The organism is Baekduia alba (assembly GCF_028416635.1).
In the GTDB taxonomy this organism is placed as follows: domain Bacteria; phylum Actinomycetota; class Thermoleophilia; order Solirubrobacterales; family Solirubrobacteraceae; genus Baekduia; species Baekduia alba.
Map to the genome: position 1 here is coordinate 2005605 of NZ_CP114013.1, position 19981 is coordinate 2025585.

Annotated in this window: 21 protein-coding genes; 8 read left to right on the forward strand and 13 right to left on the reverse strand. The window is 72.3% G+C overall.

Annotated features, from left to right (window positions below; translation table 11 throughout):
• Window positions 1-8: 8 nt before the first annotated feature.
• The 6 genes from DSM104299_RS09985 to DSM104299_RS10010 are packed head-to-tail and all read right to left on the reverse strand — an operon-like array spanning window position 9 to window position 6201.
• Window positions 9-1241 (reverse strand): FAD-dependent oxidoreductase, encoded by a 1233-nt coding sequence (locus DSM104299_RS09985; protein ID WP_272477150.1) that lies wholly within the window; start codon window positions 1239-1241, stop codon window positions 9-11.
• Window positions 1238-2194: an amidohydrolase family protein gene (locus DSM104299_RS09990; RefSeq protein WP_272477151.1), complete on the reverse strand. Its 957-nt coding sequence runs from the start codon at window positions 2192-2194 to the stop codon at window positions 1238-1240. The genes DSM104299_RS09985 and DSM104299_RS09990 overlap by 4 nt, the downstream gene beginning before the upstream one ends.
• A complete protein-coding gene (locus tag DSM104299_RS09995; protein WP_272477152.1) occupies window positions 2191-3153 on the reverse strand; it encodes a fumarylacetoacetate hydrolase family protein in 963 nt (320 codons plus the stop codon). Before DSM104299_RS09995 ends, DSM104299_RS09990 begins: the two co-directional genes overlap by 4 nt.
• Window positions 3150-3950 (reverse strand): cyclase family protein, encoded by an 801-nt coding sequence (locus DSM104299_RS10000; protein WP_272477153.1) that lies wholly within the window; start codon window positions 3948-3950, stop codon window positions 3150-3152. Before DSM104299_RS10000 ends, DSM104299_RS09995 begins: the two co-directional genes overlap by 4 nt.
• The gene (locus DSM104299_RS10005; protein ID WP_272477154.1) at window positions 3947-4915 is read right to left on the reverse strand and encodes a fumarylacetoacetate hydrolase family protein; all 969 of its coding nucleotides are present in this window, start codon (window positions 4913-4915) and stop codon (window positions 3947-3949) included. The genes DSM104299_RS10000 and DSM104299_RS10005 overlap by 4 nt, the downstream gene beginning before the upstream one ends.
• A gap of 2 nt (window positions 4916-4917) precedes the next feature.
• Complete coding sequence (locus DSM104299_RS10010; protein WP_272477155.1) at window positions 4918-6201, reverse strand: substrate-binding domain-containing protein; 1284 nt, start codon at window positions 6199-6201, stop codon at window positions 4918-4920.
• 114 nt (window positions 6202-6315) lie between these two features.
• Between DSM104299_RS10010 and DSM104299_RS10015 the strand changes: the two genes are divergently transcribed.
• Window positions 6316-7041 (forward strand): TetR/AcrR family transcriptional regulator, encoded by a 726-nt coding sequence (locus DSM104299_RS10015; RefSeq protein ID WP_272477156.1) that lies wholly within the window; start codon window positions 6316-6318, stop codon window positions 7039-7041.
• A gap of 62 nt (window positions 7042-7103) precedes the next feature.
• Here the strand turns inward: DSM104299_RS10015 and DSM104299_RS10020 are convergent, their stop codons facing one another.
• From DSM104299_RS10020 to DSM104299_RS10035, 4 genes are read right to left on the reverse strand one after another with little or no spacing between them, the layout of a single operon-like run.
• Window positions 7104-7496 carry a hypothetical protein gene (locus DSM104299_RS10020; RefSeq protein ID WP_272477157.1) on the reverse strand — a complete coding sequence of 131 codons (393 nt, stop codon included), beginning with the start codon at window positions 7494-7496 and terminating at the stop codon, window positions 7104-7106.
• 34 nt (window positions 7497-7530) lie between these two features.
• On the reverse strand, window positions 7531-8493 hold the full coding sequence (locus DSM104299_RS10025; protein ID WP_272477158.1) for an ABC transporter permease: 963 nt from the start codon (window positions 8491-8493) through the stop codon (window positions 7531-7533).
• Window positions 8490-9449, reverse strand: coding sequence for an ABC transporter permease (locus DSM104299_RS10030; RefSeq protein ID WP_272477159.1), 960 nt, complete (start codon window positions 9447-9449; stop codon window positions 8490-8492). The genes DSM104299_RS10025 and DSM104299_RS10030 overlap by 4 nt, the downstream gene beginning before the upstream one ends.
• The gene (locus DSM104299_RS10035; RefSeq protein WP_272477160.1) at window positions 9442-10902 is read right to left on the reverse strand and encodes a sugar ABC transporter ATP-binding protein; all 1461 of its coding nucleotides are present in this window, start codon (window positions 10900-10902) and stop codon (window positions 9442-9444) included. The genes DSM104299_RS10030 and DSM104299_RS10035 overlap by 8 nt, the downstream gene beginning before the upstream one ends.
• Window positions 10903-11098: 196 nt before the next feature.
• On the opposite strand from DSM104299_RS10035, the gene DSM104299_RS10040 reads away from it, so the two are divergent.
• From DSM104299_RS10040 to DSM104299_RS10070, 7 genes are read left to right on the forward strand one after another with little or no spacing between them, the layout of a single operon-like run.
• On the forward strand, window positions 11099-12109 hold the full coding sequence (locus DSM104299_RS10040) for a VOC family protein (RefSeq protein WP_272477161.1): 1011 nt from the start codon (window positions 11099-11101) through the stop codon (window positions 12107-12109).
• Window positions 12110-12118: 9 nt separating this feature from the next.
• Entirely contained in the window at window positions 12119-13246 is a 1128-nt protein-coding gene (locus tag DSM104299_RS10045; RefSeq protein WP_272477162.1) for an FAD-dependent monooxygenase, read from the forward strand.
• Window positions 13247-13253: 7 nt separating this feature from the next.
• Entirely contained in the window at window positions 13254-13736 is a 483-nt protein-coding gene (locus DSM104299_RS10050; RefSeq protein WP_272477163.1) for a hypothetical protein, read from the forward strand.
• Window positions 13727-14737, forward strand: a complete 1011-nt coding sequence (locus tag DSM104299_RS10055; RefSeq protein WP_272477164.1) for a phosphotransferase family protein — start codon at window positions 13727-13729, stop codon at window positions 14735-14737. Before DSM104299_RS10050 ends, DSM104299_RS10055 begins: the two co-directional genes overlap by 10 nt.
• Window positions 14734-16032, forward strand: coding sequence for a phosphopyruvate hydratase (gene eno, locus DSM104299_RS10060; RefSeq protein ID WP_272477165.1), 1299 nt, complete (start codon window positions 14734-14736; stop codon window positions 16030-16032). Before DSM104299_RS10055 ends, eno begins: the two co-directional genes overlap by 4 nt.
• Window positions 16029-16994 carry a C-terminal binding protein gene (locus DSM104299_RS10065; RefSeq protein ID WP_272477166.1) on the forward strand — a complete coding sequence of 322 codons (966 nt, stop codon included), beginning with the start codon at window positions 16029-16031 and terminating at the stop codon, window positions 16992-16994. Before eno ends, DSM104299_RS10065 begins: the two co-directional genes overlap by 4 nt.
• On the forward strand, window positions 16994-17179 hold the full coding sequence (locus DSM104299_RS10070; protein WP_272477167.1) for a VOC family protein: 186 nt from the start codon (window positions 16994-16996) through the stop codon (window positions 17177-17179). The genes DSM104299_RS10065 and DSM104299_RS10070 overlap by 1 nt, the downstream gene beginning before the upstream one ends.
• Here the strand turns inward: DSM104299_RS10070 and DSM104299_RS10075 are convergent.
• Genes DSM104299_RS10075 through DSM104299_RS10085 form a run of 3 tightly spaced genes read right to left on the reverse strand, consistent with a single transcriptional unit; the run spans window position 17165 to window position 19946 of the window.
• Entirely contained in the window at window positions 17165-18418 is a 1254-nt protein-coding gene (locus DSM104299_RS10075; protein WP_272477168.1) for an NAD(P)/FAD-dependent oxidoreductase, read from the reverse strand. The two genes, DSM104299_RS10070 and DSM104299_RS10075, sit on opposite strands and share 15 nt — an antisense overlap.
• A complete protein-coding gene (locus tag DSM104299_RS10080; protein WP_272477169.1) occupies window positions 18415-18738 on the reverse strand; it encodes a 2Fe-2S iron-sulfur cluster-binding protein in 324 nt (107 codons plus the stop codon). Before DSM104299_RS10080 ends, DSM104299_RS10075 begins: the two co-directional genes overlap by 4 nt.
• On the reverse strand, window positions 18738-19946 hold the full coding sequence (locus DSM104299_RS10085; RefSeq protein ID WP_272477170.1) for a cytochrome P450: 1209 nt from the start codon (window positions 19944-19946) through the stop codon (window positions 18738-18740). Before DSM104299_RS10085 ends, DSM104299_RS10080 begins: the two co-directional genes overlap by 1 nt.
• Window positions 19947-19981: the final 35 nt, after the last annotated feature.

Genomic DNA, 19981 nt, shown 5'->3' on the forward strand with positions numbered 1-19981 from the left:
GGTCGCTGCTACGCCTGCGGCGTCACCGCGGCCGACGACACCGGCCGCGCGGCCTCGACCTGGTCGATCTCGGCGAGCTGGGACAGGATGTGGTCCGGTGTCGCGTCGCCGACCACCTTCTGCAGCATCGGCGTGTGGTCGTAGACGAGGTCGCGGAGCGGGCGCAGCGGATGCGGGATCCGGTGGAACGCGTAGCCGGTGAAGAACGCCTGCTGGCTGACGCGACGCGTGTGCGGCTTGCGGCGGTCCTCGAAGGCCTGGAGCGCACGGCGGACGGAGCCGAGGTCCCGGACGTCGATGCGCTCGAGCTCGGAGGCGAGGAAGTAGCCGTCCTCGATCGACATCCCGGCGCCGTACGCCGCGTACGGAGACGTCGGGTGGGCGGCGTCGCCGACCAGGGTCACGCGCCCCTTCGACCACTGCTTGAGCGGCTTGCGATCGCGGATCTCCCAGCGCTGCAGGTTCTCGGACGGCGTCGCGTCGATCATCGACCGCAGCTTCTCCGAGAAGCCGGCGGCGCGCGTCCGCGAGAACGCCATCAGGTCCTGGTCGAACGGCTCGGACGGGTCGAAGGCCTCGAGGACCCACCACTCGTAGCCCCACTGCCCCTCGTGGAGGATCGGCGTGTAGCTGGCCTGCGTGCTGCGGTCGTGGGCGATCACGGAGTCGGGCGGCCGCTCGGGATCGTCGACGTAGAGGTAACCCCCGACGAGGTGCAGATGCTGATGGCGGATGGGCGAATCGCCCCACAGCTGCCGGCGCACGGCCGAACGCAGGCCGTCGCCGCCGACGAGCACATCGGCCTCCACCGGCTCGCGGTCGGCGAGATGGACGACAACGCGATCGCCGCCATCCTCGAAGCGCGTCATCTCGTGGCCGAGCTTGAGCACACCCGGCGGGAGCGCGTCGAGCATGCGCTTGTACAGCCCCCAGCGCAGCAGGCCGATGAAGCCGCCGCCGTACTCCGCGACGACCTCGTCGGGCAGGCGCACGGTCGCGCGCAGGTGCCCGTCGGAGCGCCGGAACGTCGTCAGCGCCGCCGCGCCCAGGTCGGTGGTGTCGACCCCGATGAGCCCGAGCACCTTCTGCGGCGGCGGCCACAAGTTGAGGATGTTGCCCGCGGGCTTGACCTCGGGGTAGCGCTCGTAGATCGACGCCTCGAAGCCGGCGCGATGCGCCGCGAGCGCCGTGGCCATGCCGCCCGGCCCGGCGCCGACGATGGCGATGCGGCCCTTGCTCATCGCGCTGCCTCCTCGGTGGTCGACCGCATCGCCTCGACGAGGCGCGGCACCAGCCTCGCGGCGTTGCCGGCGTCCACCCGCGCGCGGTCCGCGCCGAGGAAGGCCAGCTCGCGCGCCGGGTCGCCGCCCTCGGGCGGCAGCGCGGCGTAGGGGTAGTCGGTGCCGAACACGACGTGGTCGATGTCGGTGACGTCCAGCACCGTCTTGACGGCGAGCTCGTGGTTGGAGAGCCCGGTGTCGTAGCACTGGCGGCGCAGGTACTCGAGCGCGCCCACCGGCGCCGCGGTCGCCAGGTCGGGCTCGCGGTCGGCCAGGGACGCCAGCCGGTGGGCGAGGAACGGCGCGGCGCCGCCGAGATGGGCGAACTGCAGCTTGATGTCCGGGCAGCGTTCGAACGTCCCGCTGTAGATCAGGCGCGCGATCGCGCGCGTCGTCTCGAACGGGAACTCATAGAGCCACACCGGGTGCGGCGCCGGCGGCGCATAGGGCGGCAGCGCGGGGTGCACGAACACATAGGCCTTGCGTCGGTGCAGCTCGTCGAACAGCGCGTCCCACGCCGGGTCGCCGATGTAGGTGCCGGCTACGTGCGACGGCAGCCAGACGCCGTCCATGCCCAGGACGTCGAGCGCGTGGGCCAGCTCGGCCAGCGCCGCGCCGACGTCGGGCAGCGGCAACGTGGCCAGCGCGGCGAAGCGTGCCGGCGCGTCGCGCGCGACCCCGGCGAGCACCTCGTTGACCGTGCGGGCCAGGTCGTTGGCTCGACCCTGGTCGCCGAAGAACACGCCGGGCGGGCCGGGGGAGATGACCGCGGCGTCGATGCCGTGGCGCTCCATCGTGGCCGTCAGGCCTTCGACCGTCGCGGGCGGCAGCGGCGGCAGCGAGCCGTCGGGAAGCCGCAGTCCCTCGAGGTACTCCGGGGGTGTGACGTGGGCGTGGAGGTCGATGCGCGTCATGCCGCCACGCACCGGTTGCGCTGCGTGCCGAGGCCGGTGATCGACCCTTCCATCACGTCGCCGGCCACGAGCCAGCGGTTGTCGTGGTGGCCGGCGTTGCCGGCAGGAGAGCCCGTCAGGATGAGGTCGCCGGCCGCCAGCGTCACGACCGTCGAGGCGTAGGCGATGAGCCGCTCCACACCGTAGATGATGTCGTCGACCCCTTCATCTTGCATCGCCTTCCCGTTGAGCTTCAACTCGATGCGCAGCGCCCGGTAGTCCGGGACGAACTCGCGCGGGACGATGTAGGGGCCGGTGGGAAAGAACGTCGGGCGGTTCTTGGTCATCAGGAAATCGGTCATCGGGAAGCCGGGGCGCTGCATGACGTCGCGCGTGCTGATGTCGTTGCTGATCGCGTAGCCCGCGACGTGCTCCATCGCGTCCTCCTCGGGAATGTCCTGGCCGCCACGGCTCACGACCACGGCCAGCTCGAGCTCCCAGTCGTGCTGGACGCCCGGACCGCGCAGGACGACGTCGTCGGTCGCCCCGCTCAGCGCGCTCGGCAGCCCCGCGAACATGTACGGCTCCTCCGACGTGGCGCGCCGGGCGGAGATGTCCTCCGCCTCGGCGCGCACCGCGCTCTCAGGCCGCTCGTCGCCGCCCTGGCGCATGAAGGTGTAGGCGATCTGGCGCACGTGCTTGAAGTAGTTCGCGCCCGCGCAGAGGATCTGACCGGAGGGAGCGACGGGCGGCAGCGGCCGCACGTCGGCGTAGGGCGCGACGGGGCCGGCGGGCTCCGCGGCCAGCGCGCGCAGACGCGGCAGCGTCCCGTCCCAATCACGCAGCAGCGCGAGCGTCGTGGCATCGTCGCCGAACGCCGCGCGCAGGTCGAGCACGCGCTCGCCGCCACCGAGGACCAGGCCGGGGAACGGATCCCCGTCACCGCCGGCGAACGTGCCGAGCCCGAACGGGTCGCTCATCCCGCCGCCTCCAGGCCGAAGATCGCCACGGCGCGACACCAGCCCGCGCTGGCGCCCTTGATCTTGACCGGGAAGCAGGCGACGTAGAACCCCCGCGCGGGCAGCTCGCCGAGGTTGGCCAGCTTCTCGATCTGGAAGTACTCGTGGTCGATGCCGACGCGGTGGGCCTCCCAGAGCAGCGACGCGTCGCCGGTTTCCTGGAAGTCGCGCGCCATGTAGGGGTTGCCGCGGTCCAGGCCGGGCGCGTCGGTGCCGATGACCTTGATCCCCTGGGCGATGAGCCACCGCGTGGCCTCGGCGCCCAGGCCGGGATAGTCGTCCCAGTAGTCCTTGGTGCCGAAGCGCTCGTCCTGGCCGAACCACAGGCAGACGACGTCGCCGGGCGCGAGCGGCGCGCCGGTGCGCTCCACCGCGGCCGCGAGCTCCTCGACCTCGATGCGGTCGCCGGGCGCGTGGCCGCGGAGGTCGAGGACGACGCCGGGCGCGAAGAAGTGCTCGAGCTCGAGCTGGTCGATCGTCCGCGCGGGCTTGCCCTCGCTCGTGGGGTAGTAGTGCCACGGCGCGTCGACGTGCGTCCCCGCATGTGCGGTCAGCTGCAGCTTCTCGGCGCCGATCGCGAAGCCGCCGGGCATGTCCTTCTCGGTCGCGCCGCCGAACATCATCCCGAACTCGGGCCGGGTCTCCTCGTGGCTCTGGTACTGGATCGAGGCGGCCAGGATCGCGCCCATCCCGCCGTTGAGCTCGCCCGGCAGCGGCTCCTGGATCGGGACGCTGAGGTCGACGAAGCGCAGGCTCACGAGCGCGCCTCCGCCGTTGCGCTCGTGCGCGTGGTGCGCGCGGGCGGGAACTCCAGCGGCGCGACCGTCTGCGCGACCACGGTGTTGGTCAGCGTGCCGATCCCGTCCACCTCGAGCGTCACCACGTCGCCCGGTTGCAGCGGCGGCGGTTCGAGCGCCTGCGCGTGGCCCCACAGCTCGTAGAGGCAGCCGCCGCCGCAGGTGCCGCTGCCGATGACGTCGCCGGCGGCGACGCTCGCGCCCATCGACGCGAAGGCGACGAGCTCCTCGAAGCTCCACGCCATGCTCGCCAGCGTGTCGCCGCCGAGCTCGACGCCGTTGATGGTGGCCTTCATGGCCAGGTCGAGCCGGTCGCCGTCGCGGTAGGGCTCCAGCTCGTCGGGCGTGACGATCCACGGACCCAAGGTGTTGGCGAAGTCCTTGGCCTTGCAGAAGCCGAACGGCAGCCGCAGCTCGCGTGCGGCGAGGTCGCGCGAGGACCAGTCGTTCCAGATCGTGTAGCCGGCGATGTGGGCGCCGGCGTCGCCGGGCGCGATGTCGCGCCCCGCGCGGCCGATGATCGCCGCGACCTCCAGCTCGAGGTCGAGCTGGTCGGAGCCGGGCGGCGCCGCGACCTCGGCGCCCGGGCCGCTGACCTCCGTCGGGTTGGAGAAGTAGCAGAACGGCCGCTCGTACCAGATCGGGAACACCGCGGCGTCCGGCCCGCCGGTCACCTTGACCGCGCCGGCCACGTGCTGCTCGAACACCGAGAAGTCGCGCATCGACGGAGGCTGGACCGGCGCCAGCAGCCGGACCTGGTCGAGCGCGAGCTCCGTCGTGGCGCGGGCACCGAGCCGCTCCCGGTCCGCCGGCTCGGCGCCCAGCAGGTCAAGGACCCCAACATCCTCCGGCAGCGGCCGCGCGGCGCCGTCGGCGACGATCGCCGCGCGGGCGACGCCATCGAGATCGATGCGTGCGATGCGCATGGCTACTGCCCCTTGCTGGTCGTGGTGAAGAACGCGTCGAGGTCCTTCGCGGGAAGGAAGTCGTCGGGGTTGCCGGAGACCGTCCCGGGCGTCTGCAGCGTCCAGCTCTTGTCCGCCCAGTCGCCCAGGTTGGCGTCGGTGATGAGCGGCGTCTCGCCGACGATCGTGTTGAGCTTCACGCCCTCGCCGGCGAGCATCCGCCCGATGATCTCGGCCGTCGCGCGGCCGGCGGAGACGGGCGTCAGCGACGTCGACGACGCGTCGTAGGACGCGTCGTTGGCGCGCCAGTAGCCGAGGAAGCCCTTGTCCATGCCGATCTCCGCCGCCGGCGGCACCGCGCGACCGACCTGCTTGAACGCCTGGAGGGCGCCGGAGCTCTCGCCCGGCATCGCCGTGATGCCGTCGAGCTTCTGCGGGTGGGTGCTCAGCCACTTGAGGGTCTCGGACTTCGCCTGGGCCTCGGAGAAGGCGCCGAACACCTCGCCGGCGACCTTCATCTGGGGACAGCCGGCCAGCACGCGCTTCCACGCGGTGGCGACCTGGCTGTCGATCGAGGCGGTCGCCAGCGCGCGCACCAGCACGACGTTGCCCTTGCCGCCCAGCACCTTGGTGAGGTACGAGGCCGTCTGGCCGGCGCCGAGGTAGTTGTTGCTGTCGACGTTGACCGCGCCGTCGACGGGCACGGGGGACAGGAGGGTGACCGTCGGGATGCCCGCCGCCGCGGCCTTCTGCACGGGGCCGTCGAACGAGTCCGGCGACGGCGTCTCGAGCAGGATGATGTCCGGCTTGGTCTGGACGAGCGCGTTGTACTGCTGCAGCTGCTGGGCGATGTCCAGGTTGCTGCCCGTCGTGCGGACGTCGACCTGGCCGACGCCCTTGGTCGCCTTCAACTGCTGCTTGAGCTGGTCGACGGTCTGGACCTGGAAGTCGCTGACGAGCTGCCCCCAGGAGACCGCGACGCGGTAGGGCCCCGAGCCGTTGGGCTTCCACGTGGCCCAGCGGCTCTTGACGACCTTGACCGTCGAGCCCTGGTAGTCGGCGTAGCCGCCGAGCGCGTCCTGCTGGGCCTTGGGCAGCGCCGCGATCACGCCGTCCGGATCGGCCGGCGTCTTGGCGGCGAACGCTCCGCACCCTGACGCGGGCGGAGCGAAGTTGGCGGCGAACGCGGGCACCTTCGCGCCGGTCGCCCCAGATCCCCCGCCACTGCCGCCGCTGCTGCTCGCGCCGCAGCCGGCGGCCAAGGCCGCCGACGCCGCGAGCGTCACGGTCCAACCCAAGGCCCTCATCGCTCTCCTCCAGCTTCGTTGCGTCGGCCGAGCGTAGATCGCCACAGAACCCGAAGTCAAGTTCGCGTTCGTATTTTTCCCGAAGTGTCGTTCGGCTTCGGTACTCTCGGGCTCATGGCACGGCCCGCCCAAGGCGCTTTCACCGACAGCGCGCTTCGTCCCCCGCAGCAGAATCGCAGCCGCGCGTCGCTCGACCGGGTGCTTCAAGCGGGGCAGGAGCTGTTGGTGGAGAAGGGTTTTGACGGCTTCACCGTCCAGGAGGTGAGCAAGCGCGCCAAGGTGTCGATCGGCTCGATCTACGCCCGCGCTCCGAACAAGGACGCGCTCGTCTTCGCCGTCTATGACTACGCGGTCTCAGAGCTTCGCGACGAGCGCCAGGCCTTCGACGACCCCACGCGCTGGGAGGGCCTGAGCTTCGACGAGCTCGTGCGCGCCGCCGTGCGCGAGACCGCCGAGACGATGTTCCGCCACGAGGCCGTGCTTCGGGTCATCATGACCCGCGCCGCGATCGACGGTGGGGTGCGGGAGCGTGGCGCCGCGCAGATCTACGACGTCGCACGGCAGTGGGAGGAGCTCATCCTGACCCGGCGCGACGAGATCGCCCACGCCGATCCCGCGCTCGCGGTCGAGATCGCGTTCCGCATGTTCTACGCCGCGCTCGTCCGGCGGATCTCGTTCGGTCCCGACTTCGGCACCTACACGCAGATCGACGGCGACGAGACGCTCATCGAGGAGATGGGGGCCGCCGCCACGGCCTACCTGACCGCGCCGAGCGCTGCCGCGTCCAAGCCCAAGCCCGCGGCGCGCAAGCCGGCGCGACGTCGCGCCAAGGCCGCGTAGCCCCGCCCGCGCGACGCGGTGATCCTGCGGCCGCCGGCGACGGCCGCAGGACCGAGCGAGCATCAGACCTTGATGCTGCCCTTGTAGGTGAACTTGGCCGTCGAGAGCTTGCCGGCGAAGGTGCCCTTGCCGCTTGCGCCCTTGAACTTGCCCGTGCCGCCGGTGACCTTCCACGTGCCCTTGGCGTCGTTGGCCGCGCCGGTGGTGCCGTGGCCGATGAGCCTGAACGTCCCGCCCTTGCACTTCCAGACCTGCTGGGTGTCGGGGATGACGAGCTTGCCCGTCATGGTGCACTTGCCGAGCACCGGGTCGGTGATGTTGGCCGAGAGCTTGACGCCGACCTGCTTGCCGACGGTCTTGGCGTTGATCTTGTAGGTCTTGGCCTCGGCGACGCCGGCCAGCGCGAGGCTGCCGACGGCGGCCAGGACGATGGTGCTGCGGATCCTGCGAGTCATGGGGCTCCTCCTGTAAGGGACATGCGTGTGCGCTTCAGACGCGGTCCTGCAGTCGCCGGTCGCGGCCGTAGCCCGCGACGACGAGGAGGATCAGCACGCCGAAGATGATCTGCTGGTCGGCGGGCTGGAGGCCGCGGCCGACGAGCACGGTGGTGAGGACGGTGAGGATCAGCGCGCCCACCACCGTGTGGGTGTAGTCGCCGCGGGCGCCCATGAAGGTCGTCCCGCCGACGATCACGGCGGTCAGCGCGCTGAAGAGGTAGGGATCGCCGAGCGTCTGGTCGGCGCCGGCGAAGCCCGCCAGCAGCGCGCCGACCAGCGCCGAGCACACGGCGCTGATGGAGAACACGCCGATCCAGACGTTCTTGGTGTCGATGCGCGCCAGGGCGGCCGCGCGCGGGTTCGCGCCCGTGGCGAAGAACCGCCGGCCGGCGACCGTGCGGTGCAGCACGACCGCGACGACGATCGCGAGGACGCCCCAGATCACCACGACGGCCGGGACGGCGAGCCCGAACGTCGTGCCCGAGGCCGACGTGAGGTCGGTCAGGAACGGCGGGGCCTGGCCGTTGAGCTTGCCCTGGGTCCACGCGACGGTCGCGCCGGCCGCCATCGAGCCGATGCCCAGCGACACGACCAGCGGTTGGATGCGCCAGTGGTGGCAGATCCACCCGGTGAGGGCGCCGAGGACGGCGGCGATCGCCACGACCACGGCGATCGCGCCGACGGCCGAGACGTGCTCGGTGCCGTAGAGCTGGCTGGTGAGGATCGCGCCCATCACGATGTGGCCGGGCACGGAGAGGTCGAGACCCCCAAGGATCAGGACGAGCGTCTGGCCCAGCGCGGCCAGGCCGAGCAGCGAGGCCAGCACGAGCATCGACGTCAGCGAGGTCTGGGCGCTGAAGCCGGCGATGGTCGCCGAGCCGTAGATGAACAGCGCGACGAGGGCGACGAGCTGGAGGACCGGCGCGCGGCGCTGCAGCGAGATGATGGTGGTCATGCCTGAGCGCTCCGGGGCTTGAGGGTGAGCATCTGCGCGCCGATGACCACGCCGGTGACCAGCAGCGCGCCGTAGACGAAGGTCAGCCAGGACGACGAGACGCCGACCGCGCCGAGGAGCGTCTGCATGAGGTAGATGCAGCAGGCGCCCAGCAGCGACGGGATCAGCCCTCCGCGCCCGCCGCCCAGCTGCGTGCCGCCGAGGGCGACGGCCGCGAGCGCGATCAGCGTGTACTGCGAGTAGCCGGTCGCCTGCGTCGACTGGACGAGCGCGGTCAGCGCGACGCCGGCCACCGCGGCGAAGCAGCCGCCGAGGGCGTAGGCCGCGATGCGCGTCCGGGTGACGTCGATGCCGGCGGAGAAGGCGGTCGCGTCGTTGCCGCCCACGGCGTAGAGGTTGCGGTGGAAGGCGGTCCGCGACAGCGCGAACCAGATCGCGAGCGGGATCGCCAGCAGGATGAGCGCGCCGGGGATCGGGCCGACCTTGTCGGCGAAGTCCGCGGTCCAGTTGGCGGCCGGGGTGGAGGCGTTGGAGGGCGCGATCTTCGCGATGACGCCGGCCAGCACGAAGAACGTGCACAACGTCGCGATCACCGGCTGGTAGCGCAGCAGGGTGACGAGCGCGCCGTTGAGCGCGCCGATCGCCAGCCCCATCACCATCAACAACGGCAGGTCGACCCACACGCTGCCGGGCAGCAGCCACTCGACCAGCACGACGTTGGCGAGCACCGCGATCGGCCCGACCGAGATGTCGAGCCCGCCGCCGCCGGAGACGATGGCCGGGGTGGAGGCCATGGCGACGATCGCGAACGGCACGAGCGTCGCCAGCTCGGTGGGCCAGTTGCCGGGCTTGCCGAAGCTCGGCTCGGCGAGGATGTTGGCGACCAGCAGGACGAGGGCCAGCGCGGCCGCGAAGACGAACGGGCGCGTGCGCAGCAGCTCACGGAGATCAGGCATCGGCGGCCTCGCCGAAGAACGCGGCGACGAGCGCCTGGCGGTTGAGGGCGTCGCGCGGCAGCTCGGCCGCGACCTGGCCTTCTCGGAAGACGACGACGCGATCCATCAGCTCGACGTGCTCGTCGACCTCGGTGGAGAGCATCACGATCGCCATGCCGTCGGCGGCGAGGTCCAGCAGGAGGGCGTAGAGGTCGCGCTTGGCGTTGATGTCCACGCCGCGCGTGGGGTCGTTGAGCAGCAGCACCTCGGGCTCGGTCGCCAGCCAGCGGGCCATGACGACCTTCTGCTGGTTGCCGCCCGAGAGCGTGGTGATCGCATCCTCGGGGTCGCCGAGCTTGATCCGCAGCCGGTCGACGTACTCGCCCAGGCGCGCGCGCGTGCGCGCGGGAGAGAGCAGTCCGCGGCGCGCGTCGCGGCCGAGGGTGACGATGCCGAAGTTCTCGCGGATGGACTTGGACTCGAAGATCGACTCGGCGCGGCGCTCCCGCGGGACGTAGGCGGCCCGCGCCCCGGCGCTCGTCGCGAGCGCGCGCAGGAACGCGTCCTGGCCGTGGCCTTCGAGGCCGGCCAACCCGACGAGCTCTCCGGCCCGGAGCGTGAAGCCCTCGACCTCCAGGACCACGTCGCCCGGCGCGGTGTGCGCGCGCTCGGCCGCGCCGGCGGCCAGGTGGTCGGCGCCGGTCATGAGCCGCACGAGCTCGGCGGCCGTGGCCTCGTGGCGCGCCAGCGTGGCGACGGTGTCGCCGGAGCGCATCACGGTGCAGCGGTCGCCGATGTCGGCGATCTCGTCCATGCGATGGGAGATGAAGATCACCGACGTCCCGGCCGCGGTGCTCTCGCGCAGCAGGGCGAAGAGGCGGTTGCGCGTCTCGATGTCCAGCGCTGAGGTCGCCTCGTCGAGGATCAGGACGCGCGGCTCGCGGACCAGCGCACGCGCCAGGCAGCAGGCCTGCCGCTCGCTGAGGGTGAGGTGCTCGACCGGGCGGTCGAGATCGGGCGCGGTGCCGAGCAGCCGCTCGAGGATCGTGGCGGCGCGCGCACGCTTCTCCTCGAGCGCCACCGCGGTGCGCAGAACCCCGTCGACGCCCATCCACACGTTCTCGAGCACCGACCGCGGCTCGACGACGAGCACCTCCTGGAAGACCGTGGCGATGCCGGCGCGCGCCGCCTGCGCCGGCGAGGTGAGCTTCGTCGCGTCGGTGCCGGGGAGGTCGAGCTGCCCGCTGTCGGGGCGGTGGATCCCGGAGAGGATCTTCACCAGCGTCGACTTGCCCGAGCCGTTCTCGCCGACGATGCAGTGCACCTCGCCGGCGCGCAGCTCGAACGAGCACGCGCGCAGCGCCTTCGTGGGCCCGAAGGCCTTGGCCAGGTTGTCGGCTCGCAGCGCGACGGGGCGTTCGGTTCCTGGACCGAGCGCGGGATCCGTCTCGCCGGCCGGGCGCACACCGCTCACCAGCATCAGCTCTCCTCTCTCAAGAACCGCCGCGGTGGACCCGAAGGCGCGTTCTAATTCGGCATGTGTACCGGAGTCGCGACGGCGAAGTCAAGCCAAACCCGAATCATCGTTCTAGCTCTTGACAGGGGCAGCGCGTTCGGCCTAGTCTCGAATTAGAACGACGGTTCGCGTTACTTCAGGAGGAGAGACCTAGATGTCCGAAGTGCTGCTGTCCCAGCTCGCCTATGCCGAGCTCATCAGCCCCAAGCCCGAGGCGACCGTGAAGTGGATGGTCGACGTCCTCGGGCTCGAGGTGGCCCAGCGTGAGGGCCAGTCGGTGTACCTCCGCGGCTGGGCGGAATGGCTGCACTCGAGCCTGATCGTCACCGAGGGTCCTGAGACGGCGCTCGGGAGCATCGGGTGGCGCGCCTACGGACCCGGCGACCCGGAGGTCCTCGCCGAGCGCGTCGAGGCTTCCGGCGCGGGGGTCGGCTGGGTCGCGGAGCGCCCGGGGCGCGGCGCCGCCTACCAGTACCGCGCGCCGTACGGCCAGCACCTGCACGAGGTCTTCTGGGAGGTCGAGCGCTACGAGGCCCCGCCGGAGAAGGTCGACCACGGCTTGCTCAACCGCCCGCAGAAGAACCCCGGCCGCGGCGCCCAGGCGCGCTACATCGACCACGTGACGATCGCGTCGCCCAAGATGGTCGAGGACATCGAGTTCTACAAGACGCTCGGCCAGCGCCACACGGCGATCATGCACGTCGAGCCCGGCTTCAACGTCTTCGCGACGATGACGTGCAACGGCATCCGGCCGACGCACGACCTCGGCATGGTGCCGGACTTCTCCGGCGCGACCGGCCGCGTCAACCACATCGCCTTCCGCGTCGACCAGCGCTCCGACGTCGAGCGCGCCGCCGAGGCGTTCCTCGCCGCCGACACGCCGATCGAGTTCGGTCCCGGCATCCACGGCATCGACGAGATCACCTACCTGTACGTGCGCGAGCCGGGTGGCATGCGCATCGAGATCAACGCCGGCGGCTGGGTCAACGCCGAGCCCGACTTCGAGCGCAAGGACTGGCACGTCAGGCAGGGCGGCACGACGGTGTGGCAGAACCTCGAGATGCCGCAGTCGATGATGGAGTGCTGGCCGGAGGTCCACGGCGAGCAGGCCGAAGTCGGCCGCGAGGGCTTCGAGTCGACCGACCTGTTCGTCCCGGGCAGCTAGCGTCGCGCCATGGCTGACATCCAGAAGGCGCTCGTCGTCGGCGGCGGCATCGGCGGCCTCACCGCGGCGATCGCGCTGCGCGGCATCGGCGTCGACGTCGACCTCGTCGAGAAGAACCCGCGCTGGGACGTCTACGGCGTGGGCATCATCCAACCGCCCAACGCGCTGCGCGCCCTCGACGCGCTCGGCCTGGCCGAGGCGTGCGTCGCGGCCGGCCATCCCATCCTGGGTGGGCGCAACCACCTCGCCGACGGGACCGTCGTCGCCAACGACGACTACCCGCCGGTCGACCCGCGCTTCCCGCCGATGAACGGGCTCACGCGGCCCGCGCTGCACGAGATCCTGAAGTCGCGGCTGCGGGACGAGGGCGTCGCGGTGCGGCTCGGCGAGGTCGTGAGCCAGCTGACGCAGCGCACCGACGGCGTCACGGTGGCGTTCAGCGACGGGACGACCGAGGACTACGACCTGGTCATCGGGGCCGACGGCCTGTACTCGCAGACCCGCACGATGCTGTTCGGCGACGAGCTGCGCCCGCGCTATACCGGCCAGACCGCCTGGCGCTACAACGCGCCGCGGATCGACGGCCTCGACCGGATCCACATCTACATCGGGGGAGAAGGTGGCACCGCCGGTCTCGTCCCGCTGTCTGACTCGCTGATGTACGTCCTGTACATCACCAAGTGGCCGCAGGACCGGCTGAAGATCCCGGCGGAGGAGCTGCCCGCGCTCATGCGGTCGCGCCTGGAGATCTTCGGCGGCGAGATCGCCGACGTCCGCGAGCAGATCACCGACCCGGAGGGCGTCGTCTTCCGGCCCGTCGACAACATCCTGGTGCCGCGCCCCTGGTACCGAGGCCGCGTGCTGCTGATCGGAGACGCCGCGCACGGGACGTCGCCGCACGCCGGGCAGGGCGCGGCGCAGGCCGTCGAGGACGCGTTGGTCCTGACGCAGGAGCTCGAGGGCGGGGGCGGGATCGACGCGGTCCTGGAGCGCTTCATGGACCGGCGGTTCGAGCGCTGCAAGGCGGTGGTGGAGCTGTCGGCGTCGATCGGCGCGTGGGAGCAGAACCCCGACCCGTCGATCGACCCCAACGACATCCGGCACGAGCTCATCGCGCTCTGCGCTCAGCCGGTGTGACCGGAACATGACGCTGGTCACGTCGCCTCCACAGACGATCCCGCCGCCGATCGCGGCGCCACGATCGTCGTCTGCGCTCGTCATCGCCGACGAGTGCTCCTGCGAGCGCGCGCTCGCCCTGTTGGGCGAGGCGCTCGACATCACGAGCGCCAGGGTGATGATCGCCACGATGCCGATGCCGCTGCCCGCGATGGTGTCGGCCTTCGCGCCGCTCTCCGGCATGACGACGTACGAGCGCCTGATCGAGGAGTCGCTCGAGCGTGCCGACGAGGCGGCGCGGGTGGCCGCCCTCGGCCTCCCGGCCGCCTGCGTCTCCTACTGCACGCTGCGTCGCTGGTCGCAGGTGGCCGACCTGCTCGAAGCCGCGTGGCACGACGTCGTGGTCCTCGGGTGCGTGCCGCGGCGGCGTCCGCTGCGGCGCATCGTCGAGGTCAGCGGCGCCGCGCAGACCGCCTTGGTGTTCGCACGACCCGCCGTGGCGTGTCGCTGATCCCGGACGAGGCAGAGCTGGTCTCGGCGGCGACCGCCGGCGACGTCCTGGTCGACCTCGGAGTCGTCGCGCCCGGCACGGCGGTCGCGGCGCGAGCCCTCTCCGGCGGCATCTCGAACGTGGTCCTGGCGGTGTCCTGGGACGGCGGCCGCGCCGTCCTCAAGCAGTCGCTGCCCAAGCTGCGCGTCGCGACCGAGTGGACCTTCGACCGCGGTCGCATCCGCAACGAGCGCCGCTGCATGGAGCTGCTCGGCGAGCGGCTGCCGGAGGGCACCGTGCCGTCGGTGCTCTCCCACGACGACGACCGGTTCCTGTTCGTGATGTCGCACGCGGCCGGCGGCGGGGCGAACTGGAAGGACGAGCTGCTCGCCGGGCGCGTCGACCTGGAGACCGCGCGCCGGGCCGGCGCGCTCCTCGGCACCATCCACGCGTGGAGCGCGGGCGATGCGCAGGTCGCCGAGCGGTTCGCCGACCAGACGCCGCTCCTGCAGGGCCGGGTCGACCCCTACCACCGCACCGCGGCCGAGCGGAACCCGGACCTCGCCGACGCGGTGCTCGGCGAGGTCGATCGTCTGCTGGAGACTCGCCGCGCGCTGGTCCTGGGCGACTGGTCCCCGAAGAACCTCCTCGCCTACCCCGACCACGTGCTCGCGCTCGACTTCGAGGTCGCGCACTGGGGCGACCCGGCCTTCGACGTCGCGTTCCTGCTCACGCACCTCGTCCTCAAGGGCGTGCGCCGGCCACAGGATCGCCCGGCCCTGCGTGCGGCGGCGGGCGCCTTCCTCGACGCCTACATGTCGTCCGTCGGCGCCGTGGCGCCGAACGACGGCGACGTCGTCGCCGAGCTGGGATGCCTGCTGCTGGCCCGTGTCGACGGCAAGTCGCCCGCCGAGTACCTGACGGGCGAGATCGCCACCGGTCGGGTGCGCGTCATGGCGCGCGACCTCCTGCTCGGTGGGGGACGACACCTGGGCCCTGTCCTCGACCACCTCCTCTCATGACCATCACCATCACATCACTGCACGGCCGCGAGATCCTCGACTCGCGTGGCCGCCCCACCGTCGAGGTCGACCTGATGCTGTCGGACGAGACGACGGCGCGGGCCAGCGTCCCGTCCGGTGCCTCCACCGGCCGCCACGAGGCGGTCGAGCGCCGCGACGGGGATCCGGACCGCTACCGCGGCCGTGGCGTCCTGGGCGCGGTGGCCGCCGTCAACGGCGAGATCGCCGCTGCGATCGTCGGGGCCGAGCCGGACCTCGCGGCCGTGGACGCGCGCCTGATCGCGCTCGACGGGACGCCCGACAAGGCGCGGCTGGGCGCCAACGCGATCCTCGCGGTGTCCCTCGCGACGGCGCGGGCCGAGGCGGCGCGGGCCGGCGTCCCGCTCTGGCGCCACCTCGCGGGCGCGTCCGAGGCGGTGCTGCCGATGCCGATGGCGAACATCATCAGCGGCGGGTTGCACGCCGGCCGGCAGCTCGACTTCCAGGACTTCCTGATCATGCCCGTCGGGGCCGGCAGCTACCACGAGGCCCTGCGCTGGATCGTCGAGGTGCATGAGTCGACCGCCGACGTCCTGCGCGAGCGCGGGCTGACGGCGCTCAAGGCCGACGAGGGCGGGTTCGGCCCGCCGTTGGCGTCGCACGCGGCCGCGCTCGAGCTGCTCGACACCGCCGTGGAGCGGGCGGGCCTGCGCTTGGGCGACGACGTGGCCTACGCGCTCGACATCGCCGCCACGCACTTCTACGACGCGAGCGCGGGCCGGTACGTGCTGGCCTCCGAGGACCGGACGTGCACGCCCGATGAGCTCGCCGCGCTGATCGGCGACCTCGCCGCCCGCCATCCGATCCTGTCGGTCGAGGACGCGCTCGCGGAGGACGACTGGGACGGCTGGACGGCGCTGACCGACGCGCTCGGCCCGCGAATGCAGGTCGTCGGCGACGACTTCTTCACCACCAACATCGAGCGGCTCGAGCGCGGGATCGCGACGGGCGCGGCCAACGCGGTGCTGGTCAAGATGAACCAGATCGGCACGATCACCGAGACGCTGGCGGTCGTCGAGCGCGCCAAGCGGGCGGGCTACCGCACGGTGATCTCGGCGCGGTCGGGGGAGACCGAGGATCCGGCGCTCGCCGACCTCGCCGTCGGCACGGCCGGCGGCCAGATCAAGATCGGCTCCGTCGCGCAGTCCGAGCGGTTGGCGAAGTACAACCAGCTGCTGCGGATCGAGGAGGCGCTCGGCGGCGACGACGCGCCCTACGCCGGCCGCGGCGCCCTGGCGCTGGAGAGGGTGGCATGAAGGTCCTGATCACCGACATCACCTGGGCCGACACGGCGATCGAGGACGAGGTGCTCGCGCGCGTCGGTGCCGAGACGGTGCTGGCCGAGACCGGTGAGGAGGACGAGCTGGTGGAGCTGGTGCGCGACGCCGACGCGATCCTCACGTGCTTCGCGCAGGTCACGCCGCGCGTGATCGCCGCGGGGGAGCGGCTGCGGGTCGTCGGGCGCTACGGGGTCGGGACCGACAACATCGCCGTCGACGCGGCGACACGCCGCGGGGTGCCGGTGACCAACGTCCCCGTCTACTGCACCGACGAGGTCGCCGAGCACGTGCTCGGCATGCTGCTCGCGCTCGTCCGCGGCTTCGCGCTCTACGACCGCGCGGTCCGCGCCGGCGACTGGGCGCTCGGCGTCGGCCTGCCCACGCGGCGCGTCGCCGGCTCGACGCTGGGCGTCGTCGGCTTCGGCGCCATCGGGCAGACGGTCGCGCGCAAGGCCCAGGGGCTCGACATGAAGGTCATCGCCCACGACGCCGATGAAGGTCGCGTCCGTGACGCCGGCGTCGAGCCGGTCTCGCTCGCCGCGCTCGCGCGCCGCGCCGATGCGATCTCGGTGCACGTGCCGCTGCTGAACAGCACGCGCCATCTGGTCGACGCGGAGTTCTTGAAGGCCATGAAGCCGACCGCGTACCTGCTCAACGCGGCGCGGGGCGCGATCGTCGACCTCGACGCGCTCGCGGACGCGCTCGCCGCCGGCACGATCGCGGGGGCGGGGATCGACGTGTTCGAGCCCGAACGGCTCCCGGCCGACCACCCGCTCCTGCAGCAGGACCGGCTGCTCGCCACACCGCACACCGCGTTCTACTCGGAGGAGTCGATGCGCGACCTCGCGCGGCACGCGGCCGAGAACGTCGCTGCCGTCCTGCGCGGCGAGCAGCCTGCGGCGACCGTCAACCGCGAGGCGCTGGCGGCCGCCAGCTGATGCGCTTCGACCATGTTGGTGTTGTCGTCGCCGACCTCGACGCGACGGCCGCGCGCTTGCGTGGGCAGGGCGTGCGCTTCCAGGAGCCGGTCCGGCCGGTCGAGGTCGCCGAGCCGGTCGCGATGCGGGGGCGGCGTCATCCCTGGACGGTGCCCGAGACCTCCGGCGGCTCATGTTGCAGCTGACGGAGGCGCCGGCGCCGTGACGGCCAGCAACTCGCGGAGGTCCACGGCGTCGTCGGCGACGTCCTCGGCGCGGGGCGAGAAGCTGGCGGCGAGCAGCTTGCGCGCGGCCAGGTGGTCGCGCGGGCGGTTGATCGACTCCACGGCGACGAGGCGCTCGCCGGCGTAGCAGAAGACGGAGTGGCCGTCGCCGTCGGGGTCGCCGCGCAGGACCGTCCGGTCGTGCCCGTCGAGGAGGCCCGCGATCTGGAGCTTGGCGTCGTGCTGATCGGTCCAGAACCAGGGGACGGCGTCGTAGGGCGCCGGCCCGCCGGTGATCGCGGCGGCGACGGCGCGCGCCTGGTCGGTGGCGTTCTGCACCGACTCGAGGCGTACATGTTGCCCGGACGGCAGCGGGAAGCGACAGCAGTCGCCGATCGCCCAGATGTGCGGGTCCTCGGTGCGCAGGGTGGCGTCGACGAGCACGCCGTCGTCGACGGGCAGTCCGGCCTGCTCGGCGACGTCGGTCGCCGGCGCGACGCCGACGCCGACGATGACGAGGTCGGCGTGGAGCAGCTCTCCGCCGGCGAGGACGACGCCGGCCGCGCGGCCGTGCCCGTCGTCGGCGATGCGGCCGATCCTGGCGCCGGTCCGGATCGACGCGCCCGCGCGCTCGTGGCGGCCGACGAGATGGGCGGCCGACGGCGCCGACAGCGCGCGGCCCATCACGCGCGGCGCCACCTCGAGCACGGTGACCTCGGCGCCGCGCTTGCGGGCGCCGGCGGCGACCTCCAGGCCGATGAACCCCGCGCCGATCACGACGACCCGCGTGTCCGCGGTGACGCGGTCGCGGATCGCCACGGCGTCGTCGAGGGTGCGCAGCGCCAGCACGCCGTCGAGGTCGGCCCCGGGCTTGGGGAGCGCGCGCGGGCGCGCGCCGGTGGCCAGGACGAGGTGGTCGTAGTCGAGCGCCGCGCCGGAGCTCAGCGTCACCGTACGTCGATCCCGATCGACCCCTACAACCTGCTGACCGGAGCGCAGCGCGATGTCGTGCTTGGCGAAGAACGCCTCGGGCCGCAACGCCGTCGTCTCGGGCGCGGCGGCGCCGGCGAGCACCTCCTTGGACAGCGGCGGGCGCTGGTAGGGGAGGCCGGGCTCGTCGCCGGCGAGCGTCACCGGCCCTTGATGTCCGCGCTGGCGCAGCGACGCCGCGACCTGGAAGCCGGCCTGGCCGGCGCCCACGATCACGACCGCGCCCGTCATTCCTGCGCCTCGGGCAGGCGCACGACGAGGCCGTCGAGGTCGTCGCCGACCGCGACCTGGCAGCCGAGCCGGCTCGTGGCCTCGCGCGGTGACGCGGTGTCCTCGAGCAGCTCGTCCTCGACCGGCTCCATGGCCGGGAGGCGGTCGGCCCATGTGGGATCGACGTAGACGTGGCACGTCGCGCACATCGCGTTGCCGCCGCACTCGGCGACGATGCCGTCGATCCCGTTGGCGATCGCGGCGTCCTTGATCGTCGTCCCGGCCGCGACGGCGACCTCGTGCTGCTCGCCGTCGGCCTCGATGTAGGTGATGGTCGGCATCAAGCGGCCTCGACGCGGAGCGGGAGGCGGTCGAAGCCGCGCAGCGAGTTGTTGAGCTCGCGGACGGGCTCGCCGCCGAGCGTGAGCGTCTTGACGTGCTCGGCGAGCACGGACAGGACGCACTCACCCTCGAGGCGCGCCAGCATCTGGCCGACGCACGCGTGGATCCCGGCGCCGAAGCCGACATGGCCGGCGGCGGCGCGGTGGATGTCGTACTGGTCGGCGTCCTCGCCCCAGCGGCGTGGGTCGCGGTTGGCCGCGGCCAGGAAGAGCAGGACCTTGTCACCGTCCTTGACCGTGACGTCGCCGAGCGCCACGTCGCGGGTGGCCGTCCGGAAGAACGTCTGCACCGGCGACTCCAGGCGTATGGCCTCCTCGAACGCCGCGCGCGCCAGCGACGGGTCGGCGTGCAGCGCGGCCCACTGCTTGGGATGCGTGGCCAGGCAGAACAGCGTGTTGCCCAGGCCGTTGACGGTGGTGTCGACGCCGGCCGACAGGAACGAGCGGACGATCATGCCCGCCTGGCGGTCGCTATAGCCGACCTCGGCGGCGAGCTGGTGGACGCGATCGCCGAGGCCGCCGGGCCGCAGTGCCTCGCGCCGCGTGTGGGCCATGATCCATTCGGCGGTGCCGGCCGCGCGCTCGGCGGCGCGGTGGAAACGCTCGTTGTGGGGGCCGAACGCGTTGAAGACCAGCCCGCCGTAGAGGATCAGCTGCTGGCGCTCCGGGCCTTCCTCCAGGCCCAGCTCGTCCGGGAAGACCTTGAGCGGGTAGGGCTCGGCGAGGTCGGTCATGCCGTCGAAGTGGCCGCGCTCGACGAGCGGCGCGATCATGGCCTCGGCCTCGGCGCGGAACGTCTCGCGCATCGCCTTGACGGCCTTGGGCCCGAGGACCTTGGTGATGACGCCGCGCGCCTTCGTGTGGTCGGGCGGGTCGGCTTCGAGCAGCAGGCTCGGCGGGCGGAACGGCTTCTCGCGCGAGAAGTCCTGGATGCCGACGCCGCGACTGGAGCAGAACGTCTCCGCATCGCGCAGCGCCGGCTCGACGTGCTCGGCGCGGGTGACCCCCCAAAGGCCGTAGCGCTCGAGCCAGGCCGCGGGGCCGGCCTCGCGCATCGCGTCGTACTGCGGGTACGGGTTGTCGAGGAACGCGTCGGAGAACGGGTCGACGTCGCTCGTCGGCACCGCGGGACCCGTCGTGGCAGACATGGGTGCGAGTGTCTTCCGCCGGAGGGGTGCCCGTA